This is a genomic window from Reyranella sp., from assembly GCF_004296935.1.
Lineage (GTDB): Bacteria > Pseudomonadota > Alphaproteobacteria > Reyranellales > Reyranellaceae > Reyranella.
Window position 1 is genome coordinate 1 of the sequence record NZ_SCVH01000123.1, and the last position, 25,611, is coordinate 25,611.

22 protein-coding genes and 1 pseudogene are annotated in these 25,611 nt (G+C 67.9%); 14 read left to right on the top strand and 9 right to left on the bottom strand.

The window, feature by feature from the left end:
* Nucleotides 1–499: pseudogene (locus EPO55_RS17520) on the top strand (fructose-bisphosphate aldolase); the annotation flags it as partial.
* A 36-nt stretch (nucleotides 500–535) separates the two neighbouring features.
* Here EPO55_RS17520 and EPO55_RS17525 read toward each other — a convergent pair.
* On the bottom strand, nucleotides 536–1,549 hold the full coding sequence (locus EPO55_RS17525) for a hypothetical protein (protein WP_296338332.1): 1,014 nt from the start codon (nucleotides 1,547–1,549) through the stop codon (nucleotides 536–538).
* A gap of 173 nt (nucleotides 1,550–1,722) precedes the next feature.
* Here EPO55_RS17525 and thiE point away from each other — a divergent pair, with 173 nt between their 5' ends.
* A complete protein-coding gene (thiE, locus tag EPO55_RS17530) occupies nucleotides 1,723–2,349 on the top strand; it encodes a thiamine phosphate synthase (protein ID WP_296338333.1) in 627 nt (208 codons plus the stop codon).
* Here the strand turns inward: thiE and epmA are convergent.
* Complete coding sequence (gene epmA, locus EPO55_RS17535) at nucleotides 2,335–3,330, bottom strand: EF-P lysine aminoacylase EpmA (RefSeq protein WP_296338334.1); 996 nt, start codon at nucleotides 3,328–3,330, stop codon at nucleotides 2,335–2,337. The genes thiE and epmA overlap by 15 nt on opposite strands.
* A gap of 47 nt (nucleotides 3,331–3,377) precedes the next feature.
* Between epmA and EPO55_RS17540 the strand changes: the two genes are divergently transcribed.
* From EPO55_RS17540 to EPO55_RS17550, 3 genes are all read left to right on the top strand, one after another.
* Nucleotides 3,378–3,728 carry an MmcQ/YjbR family DNA-binding protein gene (locus EPO55_RS17540; RefSeq protein WP_296338335.1) on the top strand — a complete coding sequence of 117 codons (351 nt, stop codon included), beginning with the start codon at nucleotides 3,378–3,380 and terminating at the stop codon, nucleotides 3,726–3,728.
* Nucleotides 3,729–3,867: 139 nt separating this feature from the next.
* Nucleotides 3,868–4,437, top strand: a complete 570-nt coding sequence (gene efp / locus EPO55_RS17545; protein ID WP_296338336.1) for an elongation factor P — start codon at nucleotides 3,868–3,870, stop codon at nucleotides 4,435–4,437.
* Nucleotides 4,438–4,522: 85 nt separating this feature from the next.
* Entirely contained in the window at nucleotides 4,523–5,389 is an 867-nt protein-coding gene (locus EPO55_RS17550; RefSeq protein ID WP_296338357.1) for an inositol monophosphatase family protein, read from the top strand.
* Between the two features lie 9 nt (nucleotides 5,390–5,398).
* Here the strand turns inward: EPO55_RS17550 and EPO55_RS17555 are convergent, their stop codons facing one another.
* Nucleotides 5,399–6,289, bottom strand: a complete 891-nt coding sequence (locus EPO55_RS17555; RefSeq protein ID WP_296338337.1) for a LysR family transcriptional regulator — start codon at nucleotides 6,287–6,289, stop codon at nucleotides 5,399–5,401.
* 231 nt (nucleotides 6,290–6,520) lie between these two features.
* Between EPO55_RS17555 and EPO55_RS17560 the strand changes: the two genes are divergently transcribed.
* From EPO55_RS17560 to EPO55_RS17570, 3 genes are read left to right on the top strand one after another with little or no spacing between them, the layout of a single operon-like run.
* The gene (locus EPO55_RS17560; RefSeq protein ID WP_296338338.1) at nucleotides 6,521–7,492 is read left to right on the top strand and encodes an OmpA family protein; all 972 of its coding nucleotides are present in this window, start codon (nucleotides 6,521–6,523) and stop codon (nucleotides 7,490–7,492) included.
* A 36-nt stretch (nucleotides 7,493–7,528) separates the two neighbouring features.
* On the top strand, nucleotides 7,529–8,674 hold the full coding sequence (locus EPO55_RS17565; RefSeq protein WP_296338339.1) for a flagellar motor protein MotA: 1,146 nt from the start codon (nucleotides 7,529–7,531) through the stop codon (nucleotides 8,672–8,674).
* A 6-nt stretch (nucleotides 8,675–8,680) separates the two neighbouring features.
* Nucleotides 8,681–9,880 (top strand): peptidoglycan -binding protein, encoded by a 1,200-nt coding sequence (locus tag EPO55_RS17570; RefSeq protein WP_296338340.1) that lies wholly within the window; start codon nucleotides 8,681–8,683, stop codon nucleotides 9,878–9,880.
* 28 nt (nucleotides 9,881–9,908) lie between these two features.
* On the opposite strand, the gene EPO55_RS17575 is transcribed toward EPO55_RS17570, so the two are convergent.
* Nucleotides 9,909–10,340 carry a DUF1489 domain-containing protein gene (locus EPO55_RS17575; protein ID WP_296338342.1) on the bottom strand — a complete coding sequence of 144 codons (432 nt, stop codon included), beginning with the start codon at nucleotides 10,338–10,340 and terminating at the stop codon, nucleotides 9,909–9,911.
* A gap of 160 nt (nucleotides 10,341–10,500) precedes the next feature.
* On the opposite strand from EPO55_RS17575, the gene EPO55_RS17580 reads away from it, so the two are divergent.
* The 3 genes from EPO55_RS17580 to EPO55_RS17590 all read left to right on the top strand — a co-directional run bounded on the left by EPO55_RS17580 (nucleotide 10,501) and on the right by EPO55_RS17590 (nucleotide 18,094).
* On the top strand, nucleotides 10,501–15,453 hold the full coding sequence (locus EPO55_RS17580) for an alpha-2-macroglobulin (protein WP_296338343.1): 4,953 nt from the start codon (nucleotides 10,501–10,503) through the stop codon (nucleotides 15,451–15,453).
* Nucleotides 15,454–15,457: 4 nt separating this feature from the next.
* Complete coding sequence (gene pbpC, locus EPO55_RS17585; protein WP_296338344.1) at nucleotides 15,458–17,494, top strand: penicillin-binding protein 1C; 2,037 nt, start codon at nucleotides 15,458–15,460, stop codon at nucleotides 17,492–17,494.
* Nucleotides 17,495–17,575: 81 nt separating this feature from the next.
* On the top strand, nucleotides 17,576–18,094 hold the full coding sequence (locus EPO55_RS17590; protein ID WP_296338345.1) for an invasion associated locus B family protein: 519 nt from the start codon (nucleotides 17,576–17,578) through the stop codon (nucleotides 18,092–18,094).
* Nucleotides 18,095–18,100: 6 nt separating this feature from the next.
* Here EPO55_RS17590 and EPO55_RS17595 read toward each other — a convergent pair whose 3' ends face one another.
* A complete protein-coding gene (locus EPO55_RS17595; protein ID WP_296338346.1) occupies nucleotides 18,101–19,006 on the bottom strand; it encodes a hydroxymethylglutaryl-CoA lyase in 906 nt (301 codons plus the stop codon).
* A gap of 52 nt (nucleotides 19,007–19,058) precedes the next feature.
* Here EPO55_RS17595 and EPO55_RS17600 point away from each other — a divergent pair, with 52 nt between their 5' ends.
* The 3 genes from EPO55_RS17600 to EPO55_RS17610 all read left to right on the top strand — a co-directional run bounded on the left by EPO55_RS17600 (nucleotide 19,059) and on the right by EPO55_RS17610 (nucleotide 21,334).
* Nucleotides 19,059–19,988 carry an aminotransferase class IV gene (locus EPO55_RS17600; protein ID WP_296338347.1) on the top strand — a complete coding sequence of 310 codons (930 nt, stop codon included), beginning with the start codon at nucleotides 19,059–19,061 and terminating at the stop codon, nucleotides 19,986–19,988.
* A gap of 109 nt (nucleotides 19,989–20,097) precedes the next feature.
* Nucleotides 20,098–20,973, top strand: coding sequence for a DUF2189 domain-containing protein (locus tag EPO55_RS17605; RefSeq protein ID WP_296338348.1), 876 nt, complete (start codon nucleotides 20,098–20,100; stop codon nucleotides 20,971–20,973).
* A gap of 88 nt (nucleotides 20,974–21,061) precedes the next feature.
* Nucleotides 21,062–21,334 carry an Imm27 family immunity protein gene (locus EPO55_RS17610; protein WP_296338350.1) on the top strand — a complete coding sequence of 91 codons (273 nt, stop codon included), beginning with the start codon at nucleotides 21,062–21,064 and terminating at the stop codon, nucleotides 21,332–21,334.
* Nucleotides 21,335–21,371: 37 nt separating this feature from the next.
* Here EPO55_RS17610 and EPO55_RS17615 read toward each other — a convergent pair whose 3' ends face one another.
* From EPO55_RS17615 to EPO55_RS17630, 4 genes are all read right to left on the bottom strand, one after another.
* Nucleotides 21,372–23,381, bottom strand: coding sequence for an acetyl/propionyl/methylcrotonyl-CoA carboxylase subunit alpha (locus tag EPO55_RS17615; RefSeq protein ID WP_296338352.1), 2,010 nt, complete (start codon nucleotides 23,379–23,381; stop codon nucleotides 21,372–21,374).
* Nucleotides 23,382–23,388: 7 nt separating this feature from the next.
* Nucleotides 23,389–23,931: a hypothetical protein gene (locus EPO55_RS17620; RefSeq protein ID WP_296338354.1), complete on the bottom strand. Its 543-nt coding sequence runs from the start codon at nucleotides 23,929–23,931 to the stop codon at nucleotides 23,389–23,391.
* On the bottom strand, nucleotides 23,928–24,695 hold the full coding sequence (locus EPO55_RS17625) for an enoyl-CoA hydratase-related protein (protein ID WP_296338355.1): 768 nt from the start codon (nucleotides 24,693–24,695) through the stop codon (nucleotides 23,928–23,930). The genes EPO55_RS17620 and EPO55_RS17625 overlap by 4 nt, the downstream gene beginning before the upstream one ends.
* Nucleotides 24,696–24,717: 22 nt before the next feature.
* The coding region (locus EPO55_RS17630; RefSeq protein ID WP_296338356.1) for a carboxyl transferase domain-containing protein at nucleotides 24,718–25,611 on the bottom strand (894 nt) is incomplete at its 5' end.

Genomic DNA, 25,611 nt, shown 5'->3' on the forward strand with positions numbered 1-25,611 from the left:
CTCGGAAGACCAGTACGAGATGATGGAAGAGATCCGCGAGATGTCGGAGGAGGCCAAGTCGGTCGGCCTCGCCGTCGTCATGTGGTCCTATCCGCGCGGCGGCAAGCTCGACAAGGCGGGCGAGACGGCGCTCGACGTCTGCGCCTATGCCGCCCACATCGCGGCCCTGCTCGGCGCCCACATCATCAAGGTGAAGCCGCCGACCAACGTGCTGTGGCAGCCCGAGGCCAAGGCCGCCTACGAGAAGGCCAATGTCGACACCTCGACGCTGGCCGCCCGCATCAAGCACGTGATGCAAGCGACCTTCAACGGCCGCCGCATCGTGGTGTTCTCCGGCGGCGAGGCCAAGGATCTCGAAGGCCTCTTCGCCGAGGTGCGCGGCCTGCGCGACGGCGGCGCCAACGGCTCGATCATCGGCCGCAACACCTTCCAGCGCCCACGCGACCAGGCGCTCGACATGCTCGACAAGATCATCAGCATCTACCAGGGCAAGATGTAGCCACCGAAGGCTCGGGCTGCGGGCGCAAGCCCGCAGCTATTTGAGCAGTCCCTCGCGGCGGACGTATTTCGCGATCTCGCTGGCGATCAGCGCGTTGCCGGCGGCACTCGGGTGGCCGTCGCCGACGATATAGGGATTGGGCCCACCCGCTTCCTTGTTGCGCGCAAAACTCTCGGTGAGATCGAGCAGCCGGATGTTGCCGATGACGCGCGCCAGGCCCTTGGGCGGCCCCCAGTAGTTCGTGGGCAGGTAGACGACGAGCAGCTGGCTGCCCATCTCGGCCGCGGTGCGTTCCATCTCGCGCAGCAGGAACGCCATGGCGCGGTCCTTCGTGGCCTCGTCGGCCTCGTCGAACGTGGCCCGCGCGTATTCGATCCGGCCCTGGATCACGTCGATGCCATGCGTCAGCCATGTCACCGGATTGTAGTAGTAGTCACCCGCGAGCTGCTGCTGGAGGCGCCGTACGCCGTTGCTCCACGGCGGCGCGATCCGGAGCCTGCCCTGCTCGTCCGGCGTGACATGGGAAACGTCGAGGCAGAACGGGTAGTAGGACGGCGCGCACGGCATGACGTTGCGCTCGAAATGATGGGCGATCATGCCGTAGACGATCAGCCTGGGCGCGAGATCGCGGTTTCGCCGCAGGATCTGCAGTGATTGCGTGGTGCCGTAACTCGCCATGGCGAGGTTGGAGACGCTCGCCTTGAGTTCCCGCCCGATCGTGCTCGCATAGGTCTCTGGATTCTGGAGGGCGTACCCCCAGGTGAAGGAGTCGCCCAGCGTGACGATATCGACGCGGGCCGGGCTCCGTTCGCCGGGCCCGTCGACGCGGGCTCCGCGATCGTTGGTGTAGACATCGAAGGCGAAGGCCTTCCTGTCCTTGATGGCGGGATAGATGCGCCTGTTGTGCGCGTTGGGATTGGGGATCGCGCCGACCTCGGGGTCGAAGATCACCAGCGCATCGCCCTCGGACGACATGGCGATGCCTGGAACCGTCAGGTAGGCCGCGACTTCGATTCCCAGGAGCAGGCTTGCGATTGTTGATACCAACACCAGCAAGACAGTCTTCGTTGGCTTGGCTTTGCTCACAATCACCCGCTCGGCAGATGGGCGCCATTAGACCATCCCGCAGGTGGGGACAACGACAAGTTTCTGACCGGCGGAAGCCGGGACGGCAGGCCGACTCGACGGCACGGCGGAGACCGCATAAACCATGCCCGACTCACATGACCCGCCTTTACCTCATCTCCCCCGAGCGCCTCGAGCATCCCGCGATCTTCGCCGACGATCTGCGTGCCGCGTTGAATGGCGGCGACGTCGCCGCCTTCCAGCTTCGCCTGAAGGACGTGACCGACGACGCGATCGCGCGTGCGGCCGATACCCTGCGGCCGATCTGCCAGCAACGCGACGTGGCCTTCATCATGAACGACCGGCCCGACCTCGCGGTGAAGCTCGACTGCGATGGCGTGCATGTCGGCCAGGACGACATGTCCTATGCCGAGGCGCGGCGCATCGTGGGCCCGCAGCGCCAGATCGGCGTCACCTGCAAGGCCTCGCGCGACCTCGCCATGACCGCGGGCGAAGCCGGCGCCGACTACGTGGCCTTCGGCGCCTTCTTTCCTTCGACCACCAAGGCCGTCACGACACCGGCGTCACTGGAAATCATCGAATGGTGGAGCGAGCTGTTCGAGATTCCGTGCGTGGCGATCGGCGGCATCACGGTCGAGAACTGCCGGCCGGTGATAGCGGCCGGTGCCGATTTCCTCGCGGTCGCGGGCGGTGTCTGGAACCACAACGACGGACCGGAAGCCGCCGTCCGCGCCTTCAACGAGCTCTTTTCAGCGGACCGGTAACCACAGGACGTCCTCGATGTGGCTGGCGCCTGTCGCCAGCATCACCAGACGGTCGAAGCCCAGCGCCACGCCGGCACAATCCGGCAGGCCGTGATCGAGGGCGGCCAGGAAATCGCCGTCGACCGGCCAGCGCAGGCCATAGAGCCGTTCTTTCTCGTCCATATCCGCCTGCAAGCGCGTCCTCTGGATTTCCGGGTCGGTGAGCTCGCCGAAGGCGTTGGCGAGTTCGACGCCGCAGGCATAGAGCTCGAAGCGCTCGGCCACCCGCGGATCGCCCGGCTTGGCGCGCGCGAGCGCCGCCATCGCGATCGGGTACTCGCAGAGGATGGTCGGCCGCCCCATGCCGAGGCGCTTCTCGATCTTTTCGAACATGATGCGGAAGAAGACATCGTCCCAGCTGTCGCCGGCATGCATTGCAACCCCCGAAGCCTGGGAGAGTTTCTCGGCGTTGCCGACGGTGGCGAACAGGTCGACGCCGGCATGGCGCTGGAAAGCCTCGGCCACGGTCAAGCGCTCGGGCGCGGCGTGGGGATCGCAGCGATGATCCTGCCAGCGCAATTCCTCGACCCCGGTGAGCGCCAGCAGCGCCGCGCAATCGGCCATGATCGCTTCATAGCCCACTCCGGCGCGATACCATTCCAGCATGGTAAATTCCGGATGATGCAGCGCCGAGCCCTCGGCATTCCGGAACACGCGCGCGAACTGGAACAGCTTTGGAATGCCGCCGGCCAAGAGCTTCTTCATCGCGAACTCGGGCGAGCTGTGCAGCCAGCGCTCGCGCTCCTCGCCGTCGGGCAGTTCCCATTCCGTGGCGAAGCCCGAGAGATGGACTTCGGCGCCCGGCGCCACCTGCAGGATCGGCGTCTCGACCTCGACGAAGCCCTCGCCGGCGAACCACTGCCGCATCGCCGCCTGCAGGCGGGCACGCGCCGCCAGATGCGGCAGGCGTCGGCTGAGCTTGTCGGGTCGCCACTCGGTCATGCCGGACCATCGCATGCGCCGCGGACGCCGTGTAGGGTGCGGCCGCCATGACGCCCAAACAGATCGACGCCTTCTGCAGCAAGCTGCCCGCCGCGACCCGCACCGTGCAATGGGAGGGCGTAATCGTCTTCAAGGTGGGCGGCAAGATGTTCTGCCTGATCGCCCCGCCCGACCATTCGGTTGGCCGGGTCTGCTTCAAGTGTCCGCCCGAGCACTACGAGGCGCTCAGCCGCTCCGAAGGTTTCCGCCCGGCGCCCTATCTGGCGCGCGCCAAATGGGTGGCGCTCGACGACCCCAGGATCCTGACACCGGCCGAGACCAGGGCCTATCTCAAGCGGGCCCATGCCGTGATCGCCGCCGCCCTGCCGAAGAAGAAGCAGGCCGAACTGGGCCTCTGAAGGCCCGGCCTCCGCTGCGAGGCCCGGTTGCGGCCCCCCGCCGCCTTTGATAGAAGGCCGCCCGTCGGCCTCGGCCCGCGCCCCGCGGACGAGGCCGAATTCCATTCATCCGAACCCACGACGAGCCCCCGGTAAGCCCATGAAAGTTCCCGTCAATTCCATTCGCGCCGGCAACGTCATCGAATACAACGGCAAGCTCTGGGTGGCCTCCAAGGTCGAGCACATCAGCCCCGGCAAGGGTGGTGCCTTCGTGGCCATCGAAGCCAAGGCACTGCGCGAAGGCAACAAGCTGCAGGAACGCTTCCGCTCCGGCGAAACGATCGAACACGTCCATATCGACGACCGCGAGTGCACCTTCCTGTTCAAGGACGAGAACGGCTACACCTTCATGGACAAGGAGAATTTCGAGCAGCTGGCGGTCGGCGCCGACGTGCTCGACGCCGATCTCGCCCGCTTCCTCCAGGACGGCATGGAAGTCTCCGTCTCGCTCTACGAAGGTACGCCGGTCGGCATCGAACTGCCCAAGACCGTGACGCTCTCCGTCATCGAGGCCGATGCCGTGGTCAAGGGCCAGTCGGCCTCCTCGTCGTACAAGCCGGCCGTTGTCGAGGGCGGCATCCGCGTGATGGTGCCGCCGCATATCGGCGTCGGCACGCGCCTGGTGATCAACACCGAGGATGGCAGCTACATGGAACGCGCCAAGGATTAACTGCGCCGTGGCCCTCCCCACCGATCGCCCCCCCAGAGACCGCTCCTTCGGCGATCGCCCCGTCGCGCGCATCGGCCGCGCCCCGATGGCGCCGGGCCGCGAGCGTTCGGGTCCGCCCGAACGCCGTTCGCTGGCGCCGCGCTCGGCCACCATCACCGTGATGATCCGCGCCGCCTTTGCCGCGGCCAAGAACCTCAAGCGCGACTTCGGCGAAGTCGAGAACCTGCAGGTCTCGGAAAAGGGTCCGGGCGATTTCGTCAGCCACGCCGACATCAAGGCCGAGCGCGTGCTCCGCGCCGAACTGCTGAAGACGCGGCCGGAGTACGGCTTCCTCGGCGAGGAGAGCACGGAGATCAAGGGCGACGGCCGCAACCGCTGGATCGTCGATCCGCTCGACGGCACGACCAACTTTCTCCATGGCGTACCGCACTTCGCCATTTCGATCGGCCTAGAGCGCGATGGCGAGATCATCGCCGGCGTCGTCTACCAGCCGATCTCCGACGAGCTGTTCTGGGCCGAGAAGGGCAGCGGCGCCTACGTCGACACGCCGGCTGCCCGGTCGCGCCGGCTGCGTGTGTCGGGCCGCAAGGATCCGGCGCGCGCCCTGGTCGGTACCGGCATGCTCCATATCGGCAAAAGTGGTCACGCCGACTACGTTCCCAAGCTCGCCGCCGTGATGGAGCGTACCGCAGGCGTGCGCCGCTGGGGCGCCGCGGCTCTCGATCTCGCGTTCGTGGCTGCCGGCCGCTTCGATGCCCATTTTGAATTTGGCCTGGCACCTTGGGATGTCGCCGCCGGCCTTCTGCTGGTGCGCGAAGCAGGCGGCTTCGTCGGCGATATCTCGGGCCAGCCCTATGTCCTGGGCGGTCCCTCGATCCTGGCCAGCAACGCCGGCCTGCGCGATTCGATGGTCGAGATCCTGACCGGCAGCCGGCCCGCCGAATCACTCTAGAGCGTCGCTCTAGCCCGCCTTCAGAATTTCCCGAACCAAACGAGCCACCGTGCGCGCGGCGAGCGAGGCCGGGCGATGGGTGCCGACGGCCAGCCATGTCGTCTGCTCGATGGCCGGTTTCACGATGCGCGAGGCCGCGAACTGTGGCCCCGTCATCTCGCGCGCGGTGAAGCCGCTCGGAAAGACCGTGCAGAGACCGCTGCGCGCCACCGCCTCGCGCAGGATTGCCGAGGAACTGCCCTCCATCACGAAGTTGAGGGCGATACCCTGGCGCGCGGCATGCTCGATCATCACCGCCGTGAGGCCATTGGGCCAGACCGGCGCGGCGAGCGGCACGTCGGCCAGGGCACGGAACGGCACTTCCTTGTGGCGGAGCGCGGCATGGCCGCGCGGGCCCACCAGCATCATGTCGCCGCGCATCACCGGCTCGGCACCGCGCACCGCGCCGCGACGATAGCGGTTGAAGATCGCGACCTCGACGCGGCCGCTGGCCACCCAGTCCTCGACCTCGCCGCTGTAGGCTTCGTGGACGCGCAGGCGGACCCTGGGATAGTCGCGCATCACGCGGGAGCAGAGCGTGCTGATCAACGGCTGGGCCCAACCCGGGACAACGCCGAGATCGACACTGCCGACCGGACTGCCCCGCATGCCGCCGGCTTCGACCAGGAGCTGCTCCGCCTCGGCCAGCAAGCCCTTGGCGCGCGGCAGCAGCGCCAGCCCCAGCTCGGTCGGCAGCACGCCCCGTCCGGTGCGATGGAACAGCCGCCCGCCCAGTTCGACTTCCAGCGCCGAGACCTGGCGGCTCAAGACGGACTGCGCCACACCCAGCGCCGCCGCCGCGCGGCTGAAGCCGCCGCCGGCCGCCACGCTGCAGAAGGCCCGCAACTCCTTTAGGTCCATGTCCCACTCCATGCGAAAAGAGCATGACGAGTGTAGGGCCCGTGACGGTCCTGCATAGGGAGGAGGGTCTTCATCGCCATCGACCGCAGCGGATTTCGTCAACCGGAGACGTTATGTCCCCATCGCCAGCAGGTTGAGCAGGCTGTCTCCATTGGCTATCCTCCGCCCGCCAGCGCACACCCCTGCTGTAGACTGTCTCGACTCGCCAAATCCTTTGAAAGGCAATCGGTTATGCCAACGTCTTCGGTCGCTGCGCGCAGTCTCGCCCTCGCTGTTCTGGGCCTCGGCGCTGCGTCGGCTGCCTTCGCCCAGGGACCGAACGTGACGGCCTTCAACCCCTATTCCGGCGTCGGCCTGCCCGGTGGACCAGTGCCGCAGTATGGCCGACAGGCGGCCTACCCGATCGTCGACACGGTCGGCCCGATGGCCGGTGGACCTGCCTTCAATCCCTGGCAGGGCGGTGGCAACGTCGGCGCGACCTATCCTGTTTCTGCCGGTGTCGTTTCTGCTGGTGTCGTCTCTGCCGGCACGGTCTCTGCCGGCGTGCCGGCGCCCGTCTACAGCTACAATCCGGGCGCCTACCTGCCGGCGCCGCCTCCCGGTCCGATCGAAAGCCGGATGGTGGCGATCCCCGAGCTTGGCAACGCTCCGTCGCGACGCGCGAGCTACACGCCGGAACCGACGTACACGCCGCCGCCACCTCATTCGCCGCCGGCCGCTTCATCCGTCACCGTACGCCCCGAGCCCGCACCGACGCCGCCACCCGCCGCCGCAGCCCCTGTCGCAGCAGTGCCGACGCCTCCGGCTGTCGCGCCGACGCCAACGCCAACACCTCCGCCGCGCGCCGTGGCGGCCGCTGCCCCGCCTCTGCCACCCGAGCCGGTGGCCCAGCCGCCCAAGGGCGCCGTGGCCGCGACCATCGCCTTTACCGGCCAGTCGGCGGAACTCAACGAGGCCGGCAAGACCGATCTCGATCGCCTGGCCAAGAACCTCGGCGATCGCAGCCTGCGCCAGATCGAGATCCGCGCCTATGCCGGCGGCGCCGATCCGGACAGCCGCAAGATCTCGCTGGCCCGTGCCCTGGTCGTTCGCAGCTACCTGATCGACAAGGGCGTGAAGGCCCGCATCGAGGTCGGTGCCTACGGCGGCGACAGCAGGGGCGGCGGCAGCGAACGCGTCGACATCCTGGTGCCCAACTCGTGATCGACCTCCAGCCGCACCGCGGCCGCGGCTGAACGCATGAGCAATCCGCTGCCCTATCTGATCCGCATGCTGCTGTTCCTGGCAGCCGTCGCGGGCCTCGCCTACCTGCTGCACGAAGACCTGCTGCGCGTGTTCCTGAACACGCCGATCCTGAACGGCGTCATCGTGGGCGTGCTCGCGATCGGCATCTTCTTCGTCATGCGCCAGGTCATCTCGCTCTGGCCCGAGGTACGGTGGTTGCGCCGCTTCCAGCACCGCGAGCAGGGAGCGCCCCTGCTCGAGACCCATTCGATCAACCTGCTGGCGCCGATGGCGGCGATGCTGGGCGAGCGGCAGGACAATTTCCGACTGTCACCGACGGCCACGCGCGCGCTGCTCGACGGCATCGCGACACGCCTCGACGAGCGGCGCGAACTCACGCGCTACCTGATCGGGCTGCTGATCTTCCTCGGCCTGCTCGGCACCTTCTGGGGCCTGCTGGAGACCATCGGCGCGGTTGCCGACGCCATCAACGGCCTGCAGGTCACGGGCGGCGATGCCGTGCAGATGTTCGCCAAGCTCAAGGCCAGCATCGACGGCCCGCTCAAGGGCATGGCGACGGCGTTCGGCGCCTCGCTGTTCGGCCTCTCCGGCTCGCTGGTGCTCGGCTTCCTCGAGTTGCAGGCGAGCCAGGCCCAGGGCCGCTTCCATATCGAACTCGAGGAATGGCTGGCCGGCGCCACTCACCTCTCCAGCGGCAGCCTGGAAGGCGAGCAGGGTGTCTCTGCCTATGTCGAGGCCCTGCTCGAGCGCACCGCCGACGGGCTCGACGAACTCACCCGCACGCTCCGGCGCAGCGAAGAGAGCCGCGAAGCGACGGCCAGCGCCAGCGCCACCCTGGTCGAGCGCCTCGCCGCCCTGGCCGAGACCATGCGTGCCCAGCAGACCCTGCTCGCGCGCCTGGCCGAGCACTCGATCGAACTGCGCGGCACCGTCAACCGCCTGTCCGAGCGCTCGCCCGAAGGCGACCGCGAGGCGCTGCTGGCCCATCAGCGAAGCATCGAGGCGAGCCTCACCCGCCTTGTCGAGGAAAGCGTGCGCAGCCGCACAGCGCTGGCCGACGAACTGCGCGGCGAGTTCCGGCTGCTCGCCCGCACCATAGCCTCGACCCGCGGCCACAGCCTCCCTCCGAGCGAAGGGTAGCGCGACATGGCGGCCGCCTCGTCCCGCCGCCGTGCCGGAGCCGCCGACTATACGTGGCCGGGCTACGTCGATGCGCTCACGACGCTGTTGATGGTACTGATCTTCCTGCTGTCGCTGTTCAGCGTCGCGCAGTTCACCCTGTCGGATGCCCTCAACAACCGCGACAGCGCCATCGACACGCTGAACAAGCAGATTGGCGACCTCGCCGGCCAGCTGTCGATCGAGAAGAAGGCGAGCCAGGGACTTCAGCAGGATCTAGAGAAGCTTGCCCTGCAGCTTCGTCAGTCGAGCGGCGAACGCGATCGCCTGAGCGCCGACCTCGCCGCCGAGCGCCGGTCGGCGGATGCCCTCAAGATCGAGCGCGACCAGCTCACCGAACGCCTGACCTCGATGCTCAGCGAACGCGACCGACTTGCCGGGGTACTGAAGCAGGCGACCAGCGACGCCGAGGCCAAGGGCGCCGACCTGCAGAAGGAGATCGAGCGCCAGAGACTGGAGCTCACGCGCCTGGCGGCTTCGCTGGCCGCCGCCAACGAGGAGAAGGGCAAGTTCTTCTCCGACCTCACCGAGGAGCAGAAGCTCACCGCCGAGCAGAAGGCCGCCGTCGTGCGGCTCACCGCCGAGCTGGCCGGACTCAAGGAAGAACTCGCCCGCCTCAATGTCGCGCTCGATGCCGCCGACACCAAAGCCAAGGAGCAGCAGGTCCAGATCGTCGACCTCGGCCAGAAGCTCAACCGGGCGCTCGCCAGCAAGGTCGAGGAACTGGCGCGCTACCGCTCCGAGTTCTTCGGCAAGCTGCGCGAGGCTCTTGCCGGCCAGCGCGACGTGCAGATCGTGGGCGACCGTTTCGTCTTCCAGTCGGAAGTGCTGTTCCCGTCGGGTTCGGCGGTTCTCCAGCCCGGCGGCGAGAAGCAGCTCGCCAGCGTCGCCCAAAGGCTGGTCGAAATTTCCTCCCGGATTCCCAGCAACATCAACTGGGTGCTCCAGGTCGACGGGCACACCGACAGCACGCCGATCAGTAATGCGATCTTTCCATCCAATTGGGAACTGTCCGCCGCCCGGGCCATCGCGGTGGTGAAATTCCTGCACAAGGAAGGCATCCCGAACGATCGCCTGGTCGCCGCCGGCTACGGTCAGTACCAGCCGCTGTCGACCATCGACCGCGCCCGCAACCGGCGCATCGAACTGAAGCTCACGAGCCGCTAGAGACCGGGGCCGCTAGAGGCCGGGGCCGCTAGAGAAGCCCCAGTCGCTTCAGCTCGGCTGCCATTTCCGGCGGCATGTCGGCAGTGTCGCCCTGCGACAGGTCGGGTGGCGCACTTTTGGGGTCGAGGTAGCGCCAGCCCTGGAAGGCCTTGCAGGCCTGCGGCGCGGTCGGCACCAGGGTGCGCCGGACCTTGATCCGGCAGTATTTCCGGGCCTCTTCCCGGTCGAAGTCCTGCTCGAAACCAACCAGTTCCTGGCGGCAGCGGATGACGCCGCGCACGACCCAATAGAGCGAGCCGCCCTCGAGCAGCTCCTCGGCCCGCCGCGGGGAGTTCCGGGTATAGACCCAATGGGGAGAGCGAGGGCTTTGCCGACGCTGCTTGCGGCGCGCCGACTGGACCACTTTCATATGGGCAAGGTCGTCGACGCCGACCGCGAGCTTGATGAGATGCAACACCATCGCTTGCGATTAGAACGCAATGCGGGGGCGCTCAAGCCGGGCCTATCCACAGCGTGTCGGAAGCGCCACAGCTCCGGAACATTCACAACACCCTCGCCAGTCTCCACAGTGTCTTCACAATCGGCGGACTAGACTTCGCGCGCTTGCTGTGGGGGCTCTCATGAATAGGTCGACGCTGGCTGCCTTGGTTGTGGCCCTGATGCTGGGGTCCGGCATCGCAGGCTATCTCATCGGAGCGCCGGGCGAGCAGCTCGACCGCCCCGCCCCGCCGCCACGCACCGCCTCGACGGCCTCGCCTGCCCCGGTGGCACCGCCCGCGCCGACTGCACCTCCTTCGGGCTCCCCGGCGCCGACGCCGATCGCCCAGCCTGCCGCCGCGCCCAACGAGCCCTTCGCCTACCGCCGCCTCGGCATCGACAGTTCGCGCGCCGATGGCGAGGCCTGCCTCGCCTTCAACAAGCCGCTGGCCACCGGCGACGTGAAGTACGCCGACTATGTCCGCATCGAGCCGGAGGTGAAGTCGGCATTGCGCGTGGTCGACGACCGCCTGTGCGTCGGCGGCCTCACCTACGGCCAGGACTACAAAGTCACGCTGCTCCAGGGTTTCCCCGGCCGCGACGGCGCCAAGCTGGACGCGGAGCGAACGGTGGAAGTCGCGATGGGCGCGCGTCCCGCCGTCGTCACGCTGCCCGGCAAGGGCTTCATCCTGCCGCGCGGCTCTGCCGCCGGCCTGCCGATCACCACGATCAACGTCTCGAAGGTCGGCGTCGCCGTCTATCGCGTCAACGAGCGCGCGATCGAGCGCTTTGCCGGCGATCGCTACGACGCCACCTTCCCCGGCTCGGAGCCGATCACCGAGTCGTGGTCGTTGCGGTCGTGGCTGAACGGCTCCAACGGCGTCCGGCTGTGGCGCGGCACCATGGAAGTGCGCAACGTCGCCAACCAGCCGGTCATCACCGCCTTCCCCATCCGCGAGACGATCAAGGACTGGAAGCCCGGTGCCTACTTCGTCGTGGCCTGGAACTCGGCGCGCCCGCCGTCACAGAACGACGACGACGATGAGGATCAATCCAGCTCCAGCGCCTCCGGTCTCTGGGTGATCGACACCGACATCGCGCTCACCACTTTCAGCGGCGACGACGGCCTCAACGTCTTCGCGCGCTCGCTGCAGAGCGCCCAGCCACTGGCCGGCCTCGAGGTCGTGCTGCTGTCGCGCGGCAACGAGCCCATCGCCAAGGCCATCACCGCAGCCGACGGCCGGGCGAGCTTCGCCGCCGGATTGATGAAGGGCCGGGGTGCAGCGGAGCCCGCCGCCGTCATGGCCTCGGATGCCGCCAAGCAGGAATTCTCACGCCTCGAACTCAGCAAGGCCGCGTTCGATCTCTCGGATCGCGGCATCGACGGCCGTGCCCAGCCCGGGCCGGTCGATGCCTTCCTCTACACCGAACGCGGCATCTACCGCCCCGGTGAGACGGTGCAGCTCATGGCACTGCTGCGCGACGCCGGCGCGACGGCACTCGCCAATATGCCCGTGACCCTGATCGTGAAGCGGCCCGACGGCACCGAGTTCACGCGCTTCACTCATGCGCTCCAGGCCGCGGGCGCCGTGAACCAGGCGATCGCTCTGCCAAAATCCTCGCGCCGCGGCCGCTGGTCGGTGGCGGCCCACATCGATCCCCGGGCCGCGCCGGTCGGCCGCGTCGACTTCTCGGTCGAGGATTTCGTGCCCGAGAAGCTCAAGGTCGAGCTCACCTCCGACGAGACGATCCTGCGTCCCGGCCGGGACAACGGCTTTGCCGTATCGGCCGACTTCCTCTATGGCGCGCCGGCCTCGGGTCTCTCGGTCGAAGCCGACATGCGCGTCACCGTCGATGACCAGCCCTTCCCCGCCTTTGCCAAGTACCGGTTCGGACCGGAAAGCGAGCGCGAGAAGTTCGAACCGCCGTTCATCACGCTCACGGCGCCGGAAACCGACGACGCCGGCAAGTCGCGTCTCGAATGGGGCGGCGACCAGGTGAAGGATACCGTCCTGCCGCTCCGTGCACAGCTCACGGCCCGGGTGTTCGAACCCGGCGGCGGCCGCGCCACCAAGGCCGACAAGGTCGTGCCGATGCGCAGCCGCGAGGCCTACCTCGGCATCCGACCGACATTCGAGGGTCGCTACTCGCGCGAAGGCGTCGATACCGAGTTCGATATCGTGGCCGTCGATGCCGTGGGCGCGCAGATCGCGCGGCCGGCCGTCGAATATCGCATCGACCGGATCGAGTATGGCTACCAGTGGTACCAGGTCGACGGCCGCTGGCGCTGGCAGGCGACTCCCAACGAGCGCCTGCTGATTGCCGACACGATCGCGCTCAAGGCCGACGCCCCCACGCGGCTCGCGCGCCGCCTGAACTGGGGCGCACATCGTCTCACGATCGTCGACAAGGAGAAGAACACCTCCAGCAGCACGACGTTCTACGTCGGCTGGTACGGCGGCACCGCCGCCGAGGAGACGCCCGATACGCTGCGGGTGGCGAGCGACAAGCAGAACTATGCTCCGGGCGACACGGCGCGGCTGCGCATCGAGGCGCCGTTTGCCGGCGAGGCACTGGTCGCCATCGCCACCGACCGCATCGTGGCGACTTACACCGCCCGGGTTCCCGCCGGCGGCACCACCATCGACGTACCGATGAAGGCCGAATGGGGGGCCGGTGCCTATGCTCTGGTGACGGCATGGCGACCGCTGTCGGCACCAGCCGACCGCACGCCGACCCGCGCCATCGGGGCGGCCTGGCTCGCGCTCGATCCGGCACTGCGCACCTTGGGCGTCCAGATCGGGGCGCCCGAGAAAGTGACTCCGCGCCAGCGTATCGAGGTGCCGGTGCGCGTCGCCAACCTCAAGGGCGAAGAGGCGTTCATCACGCTGGCGGCGGTCGACGAGGGCATCCTGCAACTCACGCGCTTCCGCACGCCCAACCCTGCCGACTTCTACTTCGGCAAGCGCCAACTCGGTGTCGCCATGCGCGACGATTACGGCCGTCTGCTCGACGGACGCGCCGACGATCTCGGCCGCATCCGGACCGGCGGCGATTCCGGCGACATCGGCGGTCTCGACATCGTACCCACGCGAACCGTGGCCCTGTTCAGCGGCCCCGTGAAGCTCGACGACAAGGGCGAGGCCCGGATCGCGCTCGATATCCCCGACTTCATCGGCCAGCTCCGGCTGATGGCGGTCGCCTACGGCAAGAGCCGCGTGGGCTCGGCCGAACACCGCCTGTTCGTGCGCGATGCCGTCACCGCCGACGTCGTACTGCCGCGCTTCCTGGCACCCGGCGACAACGGCCGCGTGGCGCTGTCGCTGCACAATGTCGAGGGCCAGGCGGGCGACTACCGGGTGACGCTGGAAGCCACCGGCGCCGTGGCACTGGAGCGGCCGGTGGCCGAAACGCGGCGCCTCGCCGCCAACCAGCGCGATCTGCTGTCGTGGTCTCTCCGCGCCGGGGATCCCGGCTTCGGCAAGGTCATGGTCTCCGTCGCCGGGCCGGGCAACTTCGCAGTCAAACGCGAATGGGACATCCAGGTCCGGGCGGCCCAGACGCCGACCGCCATCGACACCGTGGCCCAGCTCGAGCCCGCGCGTGAACTGACGCTCGATCGCAACGTGACGGCCGCCTTCGCGCCGGGCACGGCAGTGGTGAGCGTGGCGCTGTCGCGCACGCCCGGTATCGACGTGCCCGCCTTGCTGCGCGCCCTCGACAAATATCCCTACGGTTGCATCGAGCAGACCACCAGCCGCGCCCTGCCGCTGCTCTACTACAACGACGTGGCGCTGTTGGGGTACGGGCCGGCCGATCCGCGGATCGGCGACCGCGTCCAGGACGCAGTTTACCGCATCGTCGACATGCAGCTCCACGACGGTTCGTTCGGCATGTGGGGGCCGTTCGGCGATGCCGCCGCCGAATGGCTGCAGAGCTACGCCCTCGACTTCCTGCTGCGCGCCCGCGACCAGCAGATGGCCGTGCCGGCGGCATCGCTGCAGCGTGGCCTCACCTGGCTCAATCGCACAGCCGACCGACTGTCGCCCAACGCCCAGGCCTATGCCTGGTACGTGCTGGCCAAGGCGGGCCTCGCCGACCCCGGCCGTGTTCGCTATTTCCAGGACACGAAGGGCTCGGAGATCAAAGGCGGCCTCGCCTGGGCCCAACTCGCGGCGGCGCTGAATCAGGTGGGCGAGCCTGGCCGCGCGCGCCTCGCCTTCGGGCTTGCCCGCCAGCACATCGACCAGCCCGATCCCAACGACTACTACGGCTCGCCGCTGCGCAACCGCGCGGCCCTTCTGGCGCTCGCCTCGGAAGCCGGCGGCCGCGAGGGCGTGACCCAGGTCGTGGCCTCGGTGCGCGAACGGCTGACGGCGCGGATCGAGGACACGACCACGCAGGAGCAGGCGTGGCTGGTGCTTGCCGCGCGGGCGCTGGCCGGTGGTGGTGACTTCGCCTACTCGGTCGACGGCGAACCGCGCAAATCGACCGCTGAACCGGTCGTGATCAATCCCGATCAGGCGAGGATCGACCGCGGTCTGCGCGTCAGGAACGACGGCGACAAGGCCGTCTGGATGCAGGTGACGGCGCGCGGCGTGCCGCGCGATCCGCAGCCGGCGGGAGCCAACGGCTTCAGCGTCACGCGGCGCCACCTGACGTTGGCCGGTGAGACCGCCGACCTCAGCCAGATCCGCCAGAATGACCGGCTGATCGTGTCGGTGAGCGGGCGCAACCTGGAAGGCGGCTACCATGAAGTGGCATTGCTCGATCTGTTGCCCGCCGGCTTCGAGATCGAATCGGTGCTGAACGAGGAAACGGCGAAGTCGTTCCCGTTCCTGTCCAAGCTCACCGTGCCCAGGATCGCCGAAGGCCGCGATGACCGCTTCTTCGCGTCCTTCAACCTGGGCGACCGGCCCTACCGCTCGTGGTGGGACAACGAAAATCGTTTCGGCAACTCCTACCATGTCGCCTACATCGTTCGCGCCGTGACGCCCGGCACCTTCGCGCTGCCGGCGGTGAACGTCTCCGACATGTATGCCCCACGCGTCTATGCCCGCAGCGCCATGGGCCGCGTCACGGTCGCGCCGCGCTGATCCGATGATCGGCCGTCGCCTCCTTGTCGGATTTGCCCTGGCCGCCGCGGGTCTGGCGGCCGGGCTGCTGACGCTCGATCGGCTGTTCCCGCCCAACCTCGCGCGCTACCAGGACCGATCGACCGAGGTCGTCGACGCCAACGGCCGGCTGCTGCGCGCCTTCACCACGGCAGACGGCAAGTGGCGGCTCAGGACCACGGCCGATGACGTCGATCCACTTTATCTCGCTCTGCTCAAGGCCTACGAGGACCGCCGCTTCGATCAGCACTGGGGCGTCGATCCACTGGCAGCGGCACGCGCGGCCGGCCAGTGGCTCGGACGCGGACGAATCGTCTCGGGCGCCTCGACCCTTTCCATGCAGGCTGCTCGCCTGCTCGAGCCGCGGCCGCGCAGCTTCACCACCAAGCTGATCCAGTCGGCCCGCGCGCTGCAGCTCGAGTGGCGCTACTCCAAGCACGAGGTGCTGGCGATCTATCTCACCCTGGCGCCGATGGGCGGCAATCTCGAAGGCGTGCGCGCCGCCTCCTTCGCCTATTTCGGCAAGGAGCCCAGACAACTCAGCGCCGCCGAGGCCGCCCTGCTGGTCGCCGTCCCGCAATCGCCCGAACGCCGCCGGCCCGATCGTGCCACCGCCCGGGCCCGAGCCGCGCGCGACCGCGTGCTGGTGCGCGGCCTGGAGCATGGCATCGTCGACCAGGCCTCTCACGACAGAGCCATCAGTCGGCCCGCACCCGACCGCCGCCTCGCGCTGCCGATGCAGGCGCCACATCTGTCCGTCTGGCTTGCAGGCCAGTCGCCGGGCACGACGGTGCCGGCGACGTTGCGCTTCGAGCTGCAGGCGGCCCTCGCCCAGCTTGCAACCGAGGAGCGTGGCCAGTTCACCGACAAGGCCGAGATCGCCATGGTCGTGCTCGACAATCGCACCGGTGGCGTCGTGGCGTGGCTGGGCGGCTCCGATTTCTTCGGCCGCACCGGCCAGGTCGACCTGGTGCGCGCCCGCCGCTCCCCTGGCTCGGCACTGAAGCCGTTGATCTACGCCATGGCGTTCGACGACCGCACGCTGCACCCCGCCTCGCTGGTCGAGGACGTGCCCGTGCGTTTCCGCGACTGGCTGCCACGCAACTTCGACCGCGACCACCAGGGCGCCGTCACCGTGCGCCGCGCGCTGCAGCAATCCTTGAACGTCCCGGCCGTGCTGGCGATGGAAAAGGTCGGGCCGCAGCGCTTCCTCTCGACCTTGCGCACAGCCGGCGTCTCGCCGGGCCTGCCGCCGGGCGACGCCGGCAATTCACTGGGCATTGCGCTCGGCAGCGCCACCGTCTCGCCGCTGGAAATGGCCGGGCTCTATGCCGGCCTCGCCAACGGTGGCACGTTCGCCCCCCCGATCGTGCGCCGCGACCGGCCGGCGCCAACGCCGGTGCGGCTGATCGGCCCGACCGCCGCCTGGTATGTCGCCGACGTGCTGGCCGACGCGCCTCTGCCCGAGGGCTTCGCTTCCCTCCCCGTGGCTCTGCGCGACCGCCGCATCGCCTTCAAGACCGGCACCTCCGCCGGCTTCCGCGATGCCTGGGCCGCGGCCTATAGCACCAACTGGACGGTCGTCGTCTGGGTCGGCCACGCCGACGGCACGCCGCGTCCCGGCCAGCTCGGCCGCCTCTCGGCACTGCCGATCGCCTTCAAGGCTTTCAGCCGCCTGCCCGCCGAGGACAACCGCGCCGCCCCACCGCCGCCCGACGTGCTCCGCGTCGCCTCCCACCGCGATCTGCCTCAGCGCATGCGTACGCTCGCGCCGGCGGTCGAGAGCCACGGCGGACCGCGCATTGCCTATCCGCCGGCCGACGCCCGCATCGAGCTCGGCACCCGAGAGGCGGTGCCGCTCAGCGCCATGGGGGGCGAAGGCCGCCTGCGCTGGCTTGTCGACGGCCGCCCGCTCGACAGTGCCAGGTGGGTGCCCGACGGGCCCGGCCAGGCGCGAGTCGCCGTCGTCGACGAGGCCGGCCGCTCAACCTCGGTCACGGTGCGCATCGTCGAGCGACGCTGATCTAAGCCCTTGTCAGGTCGGCCAAAGTCCTGGATTCATGGACTTGGCCCAGGCATGGGCGGGACAGGAGCCTCTTCAGGAATGACGTTGGACCATCCTCTTGCGCGCACGTCGATGCGCGGGCTCTTTCTGATGGCCGCGACGGTCGTCCTCGCCCTCGGCCCGGCGACGCCAGCCCTGACGCAGGACGCGGCACCGTCGGCCTGGCGCGTCGAATGTTCAGGCGACGGCAAGACGCTCGACTGCCGCGCCGTGCAGCAGATGGTCAACCAGGCGGACAAGCAGCTCGTCGTGCAGCTCGCCGCCCGCATTGCCCCGGACACCAAGGCGCCGGCGCTCGCCCTGCAACTGCCGCTCGGGATCAACCTCGCCGAGCCGATCCAGATCAAGGTCGACGATGGAACGGCCGAGAAAGTTCCGGTGCAGACCTGCACCGCCGCCGGATGCTTCGTCACCCTGCCGCTGAAGGATACGCTGCTGGCGGCCATGCGCACCGGCAAGATACTCAGGATCACCGTCTATGACGCGACCAAGCGGGCGATCACGATCGAGGTGCCGCTCCTGGGATTCGGCCTCGCCTTCGACAAGGCCACGAAGTAAGGCAGCCTAGGCCGCTTTGGCCTTGAGCGCCTGCGCCACCTTGGACGCAGGTTCGCGCCCTAGCGCGACGCAGATCTCGCGGCCGGCCTTGGCGATCGCGTCGAGGTCGACGCCGTGGGCGATGCCGAGACCGTTCATCAGGTAGAGCACGTCCTCGGTGCCGACGTTGCCCGAAGCGCCCTTGGCGTAGGGACAGCCACCCAGGCCCGCCACCGCGGTGTCGAACACGGCGATGCCGCGTTCCATGACGGCCATGATGTTGGCCAGAGACTGGCCATAGGTGTCGTGGAAATGTGCCGCGATCTTTTCGCGCGGCATCTTTGCCGCGACGGCATCGATCATGGCGACGCATTCGCCCGGCGTGCCGACGCCGATCGTATCGCCCAGCGAGACTTCGTAGCAGCCCATTTCGAACAAGCGCTCCGATACTTCGGCCACTTTCGCCGGCGCCACCTTGCCGTCGTAGGGACAGGCGATCACGGTCGAGACGTAGCCGCGCACCTTCATGCCGTGCTTCTGCGCCGCCTCCATCACCGGGGCGAAGCGCTCGAAACTCTCGTCGATCGAGCAGTTGGTGTTCTTGCGGCAAAACGCCTCCGAGGCCGCCGTGAAGATCGCGATCTCCTCGCACCTGGCCTCGATGGCGCCGTTCATGCCCTGCTTGTTGGGCACCAGCACGGGATAGCTCACCCCCGGCTTGCGCCTGATCCTGGCCATCACCTCGTCGGTGCTGGCCATCTGCGGCACCCACTTGGGCGACACGAAGCTGCCGGCCTCGACCGCCGAGTGCCCGGCGGCCGACAGCGCGTCGATCAGGGCGACCTTGGCCTCGACCGGCACGGGCTTCGCTTCGTTCTGCAGCCCGTCGCGCGGGCCCACTTCGACCAGGCGGACCTTCTTTGGAAGATTCATTTTGCCTCCGTTGGGCGTCGCGGCATACTCGCGCCAAATCAGGAGAAACACCATGGCCCAGCAGCTCAGCAATCAACGCATCGCCTGGTTCAACGGCAAGTTCGTGCCCGAAAGCGACGTCGTGATTCCGTTCCGCGATCGGAGCTGGAAGTACGGCGACGGCGCCTTCGACATGACGCGCACCTTCAACGGACAGCCGTTTCGCCTGAAGGAGCACATCGACCGTTTCTACCGCTCGCTGCGCTATCTGCAGATCGACCCCGGCCTCACGCCCAAGGAGATGATCGCGCACAGCGAGGAGGTCGTGGCCCGTAACGAGCACCTGCGCGCCCAGGTCGGCGACTGGTGGCTGGGCCAGCGCGTCAGCCGCGGCGTCGATGCCGTGGGCGACGAGGGCTGGGACCATACCGGCCCCAACGTCGTGATCGAGATGACGCCGCTGCCGTTCGCCAAGCGCGCCAAGCAGTACCGCGACGGCGCCGAGGTGATGACCACGACGGCACGGCGCATTGCTCCCTCGATGCTGTCGCCGCGCGCCAAGACCCACAACTACCTCAACATGATCATGGCCGAGAAGCCGGTGAAGGCGCTCAACCCCGATGCCTGGGCGCTGCTGCTCGACGAGAACGGCAACCTGGCCGAGGGCATGGGCAGCAACATCTTCATCGTGCGCGAGGGCCAGCTCTTCACGCCGTCCGAACGCTATGTGTTGCCGGGCGTCAGCCGGCAGATGACGATGGATATGGCCAAAAAGATCGGCGTCGCCTGCACGCCGGGCGACATCGACATGTTCGACGCTGCCAACGCCGACGAGATGTTCCTGACTTCGACCAGCCTCTGCATCCTGCCGGTGAAGAACTTCAACGGCGCCCAGGTCGGCGACGGCAAGATACCGGGCCCGATCACCAGGAGGCTGATCGACGCCTATGCCAAGGACGTCGGTTGCGATTTCGTGGCCCAATACCTCAAGTTCCTGCAGTAGCGCCCCTCCTCCAACAGGCGTAGACTTCGCCGCGTGGTAGATCGCGGCGACGTCGCGTTCGTGACCGGTCCGCGACCTTCGAACTCTTTCGTTCGCAAGGGAGGCAACTATGGCCGTGCAGGACCACGTTCGAAATCCCCTGGAATGGGTTTGGGATCATCTCAAGCAGACGGGCCACGCCGTCGAGGCGACGGCCCACACGATGGACGGTGCCTGGGAAGACCGGGACGCAGCTCCGCCCACGGTCCGTCGCATCGGCGCCGCCGACATCGGCGATGCCCTGGCGCAGGGCTTCAGGGACTTCGGCGCCTGCCGGACGGACGTCATTTTCCTCTGCCTGCTCTATCCCATTGCCGGCCTGATCATCTCCCGCATGGCCTTCGACTACGGCATGGTGGCGCTGATCTTTCCGTTGGTCGCGGGCTTTGCCCTGATCGCCCCGCTGTTCGGCGTCGGCCTCTACGAGATGAGCCGGCGGCGCGAGCTGGGCCTCACCACCGGCTGGACAGACGCCTTCGCCGTCGTGCGCGCGCCCGCGATCGGCGCCATCCTGGTGATGGGCCTGCTGCTGCTGGCACTGTTCTGCCTGTGGCTGTTCGCCGCCAACTTCATCTACACGGTGACCCTCGGCCCCGACGCACCGGTTTCGGCGGCCGCCTTCGCCCGCGATGCGCTGACGACCCCCCAGGGCTGGACGATGATCGGCGTCGGCATCGGCGTGGGTTTCCTGTTCGCGCTGGCCGTGCTGGTCATCAGCGTGGTCTCGTTCCCGCTGCTGCTCGACCGCAATGTCGGCGTCGGCACCGCCATCGCCACCTCGGTCCAGGCGGTACGCGCCAATCCCGGACCGATGGCGATGTGGGGCTTGATCATCGCGGCGAGCCTGGTCGTGGGCGCCATCCCGCTTCTGGTCGGCCTCGCCGTCGTCCTGCCCGTCCTCGGCCACGCGACCTGGCACCTCTACCGCAAGGTCGTGACGCACTAGTACCAATGCAAACATGCCGCTCACCCACTCGTATGGCATCCTTCATGTTCCTCTCCCCTGCTAGGGGGAGAGGTTAGGTGAGGGGGCAATGGCCAAGCTAGGCGATGAGTTAAGAGATCGCTGGGAAGCTGACGACGCTCGCATGTTAGCGTGCGGGGATGCTACCACCATCGATGACATGCTCGAACATAAACTCGAGAAGCAAAAGGCAGATGAATCCGGTTGGTATGTCCTGTATCGGCATCGCGACACCGGTCAGTTTTGGGAACTGACCTATCCGAAGAGTCACATGCATGGCGGTGGGCCGCGGCTACTTCGCTGCCTCGGTGACGACGCCTCAGATTGGCGCCCCCTCACCTAGCCTCTCCCCCTATCGGGGGAGAGGAACATGATCCGGACTAACTAGCCTCGAACTCCACCAGCTCGGCGCCTTCGTTGACCTGCTCGCCGACGGCGTAGCGCACGCTCTTGATCGTGCCGTCGGCGGGGGCCGCCAGCGTGTGCTCCATCTTCATGGCCTCGAGCACCAGCAGGGGCTGGCCCTTGCTCACCGTGTCGCCGGCTTTCACGCGCAGATCGATGATCTTGCCGGGCAACGGCGCCCGCACTGTCGCCTCGGCCGCTCCCGCGGCCTCGTACATCGAGAGGTCGAGCGGATCGACCAGCCGCAGGCGACGGCTACGCCCGTCGGAAAACAGCGTGTAGTCGACGCCGCCGTCGATCGCGACGCGCCGCACCACGGTGGCCACGAAGGTGTCGCCACCAAGACCGATCGCCAGCTTGCCGTCGTCGGTGCGCTGCACACGCGCCTCCTGTGCGCCGCCGGGCAATTCGAGACGCAAGCCGCCGTCTCGCAGCCGCCGGGCGATCACGGTCACGTCGCGCTCGCCGTCTTTCCAGCGCACCTCGTCATGGCCCTCGTCGAGCAACCGAAACCCGTTCTGCTCGTTCCAAGGCGAATGGGGATCGCCCGCGGTCGGCTCCCTGTCCTGCCATTCCGCCAGCCGCGCCAGCGTGGCGACGGCAAAGGCGCGATCATCGGCCGGCGCCAGGGCGGCGAACAGCGAGTCACGATGACGCTCGATGAAACCGGTATCGATTTCGCCGCCGACGAAGGCCGGATGGGCACACAGCGCCCTGAGCAGCGACGCGTTGGTCGTGACGCCCACCACCTCGGTCTCACTCATCAGCGCCGCCATGCGCCGCAGCGCCGAGGTCCGGTCGCGATCGTGCACGATCACCTTGGCGATCATCGGATCGTAGAAGGGCGTGACCGTGTCGCCCTGACGCACGCCGGTGTCGACGCGAACATGCGCTCCCTCCTCCGGCAGCTTGAGATGCACCAGCGTGCCGGTCGAGGGCAGGAAATTCCGCGCCGGGTCCTCGGCATAGAGCCGGACTTCCACGGCATGGCCGTCGATGCGGAGCTGGTCCTGCGTGCGCGGCATCTTTCCACCAGCCGCGACCACGAGCTGCCATTCGACCAGGTCCTGGCCGGTGATCATCTCGGTCACGGGATGCTCGACCTGGAGCCGGGTGTTCATCTCCATGAAGAAGAACGTGCCGTCCTGGTCGGCGATGAATTCGACCGTGCCGGCGCCCTGGTAGCCGATGGCCTTGGCCGCCGCGACCGCCGCCTCGCCCATCGCCTTGCGCCGCGCCGTGTCCATGTTGGGCGCCGGCGCCTCCTCGATCACCTTCTGATGGCGGCGCTGGATCGAACAGTCGCGCTCGAAGAGATAGAGACAGCCGCCGTGTCCGTCGGCGAAAACCTGGATTTCTATGTGACGCGGCCGGGTGAGGTATTTCTCCACCAGCACGTGGTCGTCGGCGAAGGCAGCCTTGGCTTCGCGCTTGGCGCCGGCCAGGGCGTCGGCGAATTTGTCGGCGCTCTCGACCACGCGCATGCCCTTGCCACCGCCGCCGGCCGAGGCCTTGATCAGAACAGGGAAGCCGATGCGTCCCGCTTCCTTTGCCAGCAGCTCGGGCGACTGGTCGTCGCCGTGATAGCCCGGCACCAGCGGCACCTTGGCCTTTTCCATGATCTTCTTGGCTTCGCTCTTGGACCCCATGGCGCGGATGGCGGCGGGCGGCGGGCCGATGAAGACGAGCCCGGCCTTGGCGCAGGCCTCGGCGAAGCCGGCGTTTTCGCTCAGGAACCCGTAGCCCGGATGGATCGCCTGGGCGCCGGTGCGCCTGGCCGCGTCGATGATGCGGTCGGCCAGCAGATAGCTCTCGCGCGCCGGCGACGGGCCGATATGGACGGCCTCGTCGGCCATCGCCACGTGGCGCGCGCCGCGGTCGGCGTCGGAAAAGACCGCCACGGTCTTGATGCCGAGCCGCCGCGCCGTCTTGATGACCCGGCAGGCGATCTCGCCGCGGTTGGCGATCAGGATCTTGGAGAACATTGCCATCCTATCTCGGCCACGCCGGCCAGAATTCCTTGCACGGCGCCTCGACCCAGCGCGGGTCGTCGCCCAGCGCCCGCACCCAGTCCGCCCACGCGATGAATTCATTCAGAGCTTCACGCGGGACCCTGGGCTGTTCGCGCAGAAACGCCTCCTTCGCCTGTTCCGTGGCAGCACCTGGCACGAGGACCATGTTCCACGGCACCCGACGGCAATAGGTGGTGGCCCCCTGGGTACGCGCCTCGGCGCCGCGGGTGGTCATGAAGGCGTCGAAGGCAAACGTGCCGGCCAGGGCGTCGGGTTTCTCCGTCAGTCCCTTCCAGGCCGCGTCCTCGGCGATGCAGCGAGCATGGCGGCGGTCGATGGCAGCGACGGCCTTCTTCCAGGGCGTCGCGTCGCCGATACCGCAGAGTTCAACGGCAATCACGGCCTGCCCCAAGGTCGGCCCGACCAGCTCCAGCACCTTGCCGGCCGCGAACAGCTTCTCCCCGGATTGCGCCCAGCACGGCGCCGCCAGCAGAAGCGACAGGGCGAGCAGGAACCGCCTCACGGCGCCCACTTCGGCTGACGCTTTTCCAGGAACGCGCTCATGCCTTCCAGCGCCTCCTCGGTCACGCATTGATGGGCGACATGCTCGCCCAGAATATCCGCCGACCTGGAATCGTGCGGCAGCGCGTCGATCTCGGTGATCAGCTTCTTGACCAGGGTCTGCACCGACGGCGCGCCGCGCATCAATTCGGAAGCCAGCGTCGCCACCGTCTCGTCGAGCACCCCGGCGTCGACCACCTGGTCGACCAGCCCGAGACGAAGCGCGGTCGCCGAATCGAACAGGCCACCGTGCATCAGGAGCTGGCGCGCCACCCGGGGTCCCACTGCCTGGATCAGCACTGGAATGGCGATGCCCGCGAGCAGGCCGTTGCGGGCCGAGGTGAGGCCGAACCGCGCGTCCGATACGGCGATGGCGAAATCGCAAGCCAGCATCAGGCCAACACCGCCGCCCACTGCCGCGCCATGGACGCGGGCGATCGAGGGCTTGGGGAAGTCGTAAATCGCCTGGACCGCGCCCATCAAGGCATCGGCACCGACGCGACGCGTGATGGCATCCACGTTGGGCCAGGTCAGCACCCAGTTGAAATCGCCACCGCCCGAGAAGACAGGTCCCTCGCCCGCCACCACCAGCACGCGGACATCGGCATTGGCGGCGAAATCCTCTACCGCCGCAACGATGGCGCGCGCGGTGTCGGCGTCGAGGGAATTCATCTCCTTCGGCCGGTTGAGGGTGAGCGTCGCCACGCCGCCCTCCGCTTTCGTCATGACGGAGGAAGTCATACTCCGATCACATCCGGAAGACGCCGAACTTGGTCGGGCCGATCGGCTGGTTCATCGATGCCGAGAGTGCCAGGCCCAGCGCCATGCGCGTATCGACGGGATCGAGGATGCCGTCGTCCCACAGCCGCGCCGTGGCGTAATAGGGATGTCCCTCGCGCTCATAGGCGTCGCGGACCGGCTGCTTGAAGGCTTCTTCATCCTCCTTCGACCATGTCCCGCCCTTCGCTTCGATATTGTCGCGCCGGACCGTGGCCAGCACGCTGGCCGCTTGCTCACCGCCCATCACCGAAATGCGGGCCGAGGGCCACATCCACAGGAAGCGTGGGCTGTAGGCGCGGCCGCACATGCCGTAGTTGCCGGCGCCATAGCTGCCGCCGACGATCACCGTGAATTTCGGCACATTCACGGTGGAGACCGCGGTCACCATCTTGGCACCGTCGCGGGCGATGCCGCCTGCCTCATATTTCTTGCCGACCATGAAACCCGTGATGTTCTGCAGGAACAGCAACGGAATGCCACGCTGGCCGCAGAGCTCGATGAAATGCGCGGCCTTCAGCGCCGATTCGTTGAACAGGATGCCGTTGTTACCGACGATGCCGACCGGATAGCCCCAGATGCGGGCGAAGCCGGTCACGATGGTCGTGCCATAGAGGTGCTTGAACTCGTCGAGTTCGCTGCCGTCGACCAGGCGGGCGATGATCTCGCGGATATCGTAGGGCGTGCGCGTGTCCATCGGCACCACGCCGTAAAGCTCGTCGGCGGCATACTTGGGCTCGCGCGGCGCCAGCAGCGATACCGACGGCGATTTCTTCCAGTTGAGATTGGCCACGATGCGGCGCGTGAGGCCGATGGCGTGGCTGTCGTTCTGGGCATAGTGATCGGCCACGCCGGAGGTCCGGGC

Coding starts and splice junctions, on each gene's coding strand:
- EPO55_RS17575 (WP_296338342.1), bottom strand. CDS start 10,340: ATGGTGTTGCATCTCATCAAGCTCGCGGTCGGCGTCGACGACCTTGCC.
- efp (WP_296338336.1), top strand. CDS start 3,868: ATGAAAGTTCCCGTCAATTCCATTCGCGCCGGCAACGTCATCGAATAC.
- EPO55_RS17625 (WP_296338355.1), bottom strand. CDS start 24,695: ATGACGAAAGCGGAGGGCGGCGTGGCGACGCTCACCCTCAACCGGCCG.
- EPO55_RS17610 (WP_296338350.1), top strand. CDS start 21,062: ATGGCCAAGCTAGGCGATGAGTTAAGAGATCGCTGGGAAGCTGACGAC.
- EPO55_RS17600 (WP_296338347.1), top strand. CDS start 19,059: ATGGCCCAGCAGCTCAGCAATCAACGCATCGCCTGGTTCAACGGCAAG.
- EPO55_RS17580 (WP_296338343.1), top strand. CDS start 10,501: ATGAATAGGTCGACGCTGGCTGCCTTGGTTGTGGCCCTGATGCTGGGG.
- thiE (WP_296338333.1), top strand. CDS start 1,723: ATGACCCGCCTTTACCTCATCTCCCCCGAGCGCCTCGAGCATCCCGCG.
- EPO55_RS17550 (WP_296338357.1), top strand. CDS start 4,523: ATGGCGCCGGGCCGCGAGCGTTCGGGTCCGCCCGAACGCCGTTCGCTG.
- EPO55_RS17590 (WP_296338345.1), top strand. CDS start 17,576: ATGACGTTGGACCATCCTCTTGCGCGCACGTCGATGCGCGGGCTCTTT.
- EPO55_RS17570 (WP_296338340.1), top strand. CDS start 8,681: ATGGCGGCCGCCTCGTCCCGCCGCCGTGCCGGAGCCGCCGACTATACG.
- EPO55_RS17565 (WP_296338339.1), top strand. CDS start 7,529: ATGAGCAATCCGCTGCCCTATCTGATCCGCATGCTGCTGTTCCTGGCA.
- EPO55_RS17595 (WP_296338346.1), bottom strand. CDS start 19,006: ATGAATCTTCCAAAGAAGGTCCGCCTGGTCGAAGTGGGCCCGCGCGAC.
- EPO55_RS17615 (WP_296338352.1), bottom strand. CDS start 23,381: ATGTTCTCCAAGATCCTGATCGCCAACCGCGGCGAGATCGCCTGCCGG.
- EPO55_RS17605 (WP_296338348.1), top strand. CDS start 20,098: ATGGCCGTGCAGGACCACGTTCGAAATCCCCTGGAATGGGTTTGGGAT.
- EPO55_RS17560 (WP_296338338.1), top strand. CDS start 6,521: ATGCCAACGTCTTCGGTCGCTGCGCGCAGTCTCGCCCTCGCTGTTCTG.
- EPO55_RS17540 (WP_296338335.1), top strand. CDS start 3,378: ATGACGCCCAAACAGATCGACGCCTTCTGCAGCAAGCTGCCCGCCGCG.
- EPO55_RS17555 (WP_296338337.1), bottom strand. CDS start 6,289: ATGGACCTAAAGGAGTTGCGGGCCTTCTGCAGCGTGGCGGCCGGCGGC.
- pbpC (WP_296338344.1), top strand. CDS start 15,458: ATGATCGGCCGTCGCCTCCTTGTCGGATTTGCCCTGGCCGCCGCGGGT.
- epmA (WP_296338334.1), bottom strand. CDS start 3,330: ATGACCGAGTGGCGACCCGACAAGCTCAGCCGACGCCTGCCGCATCTG.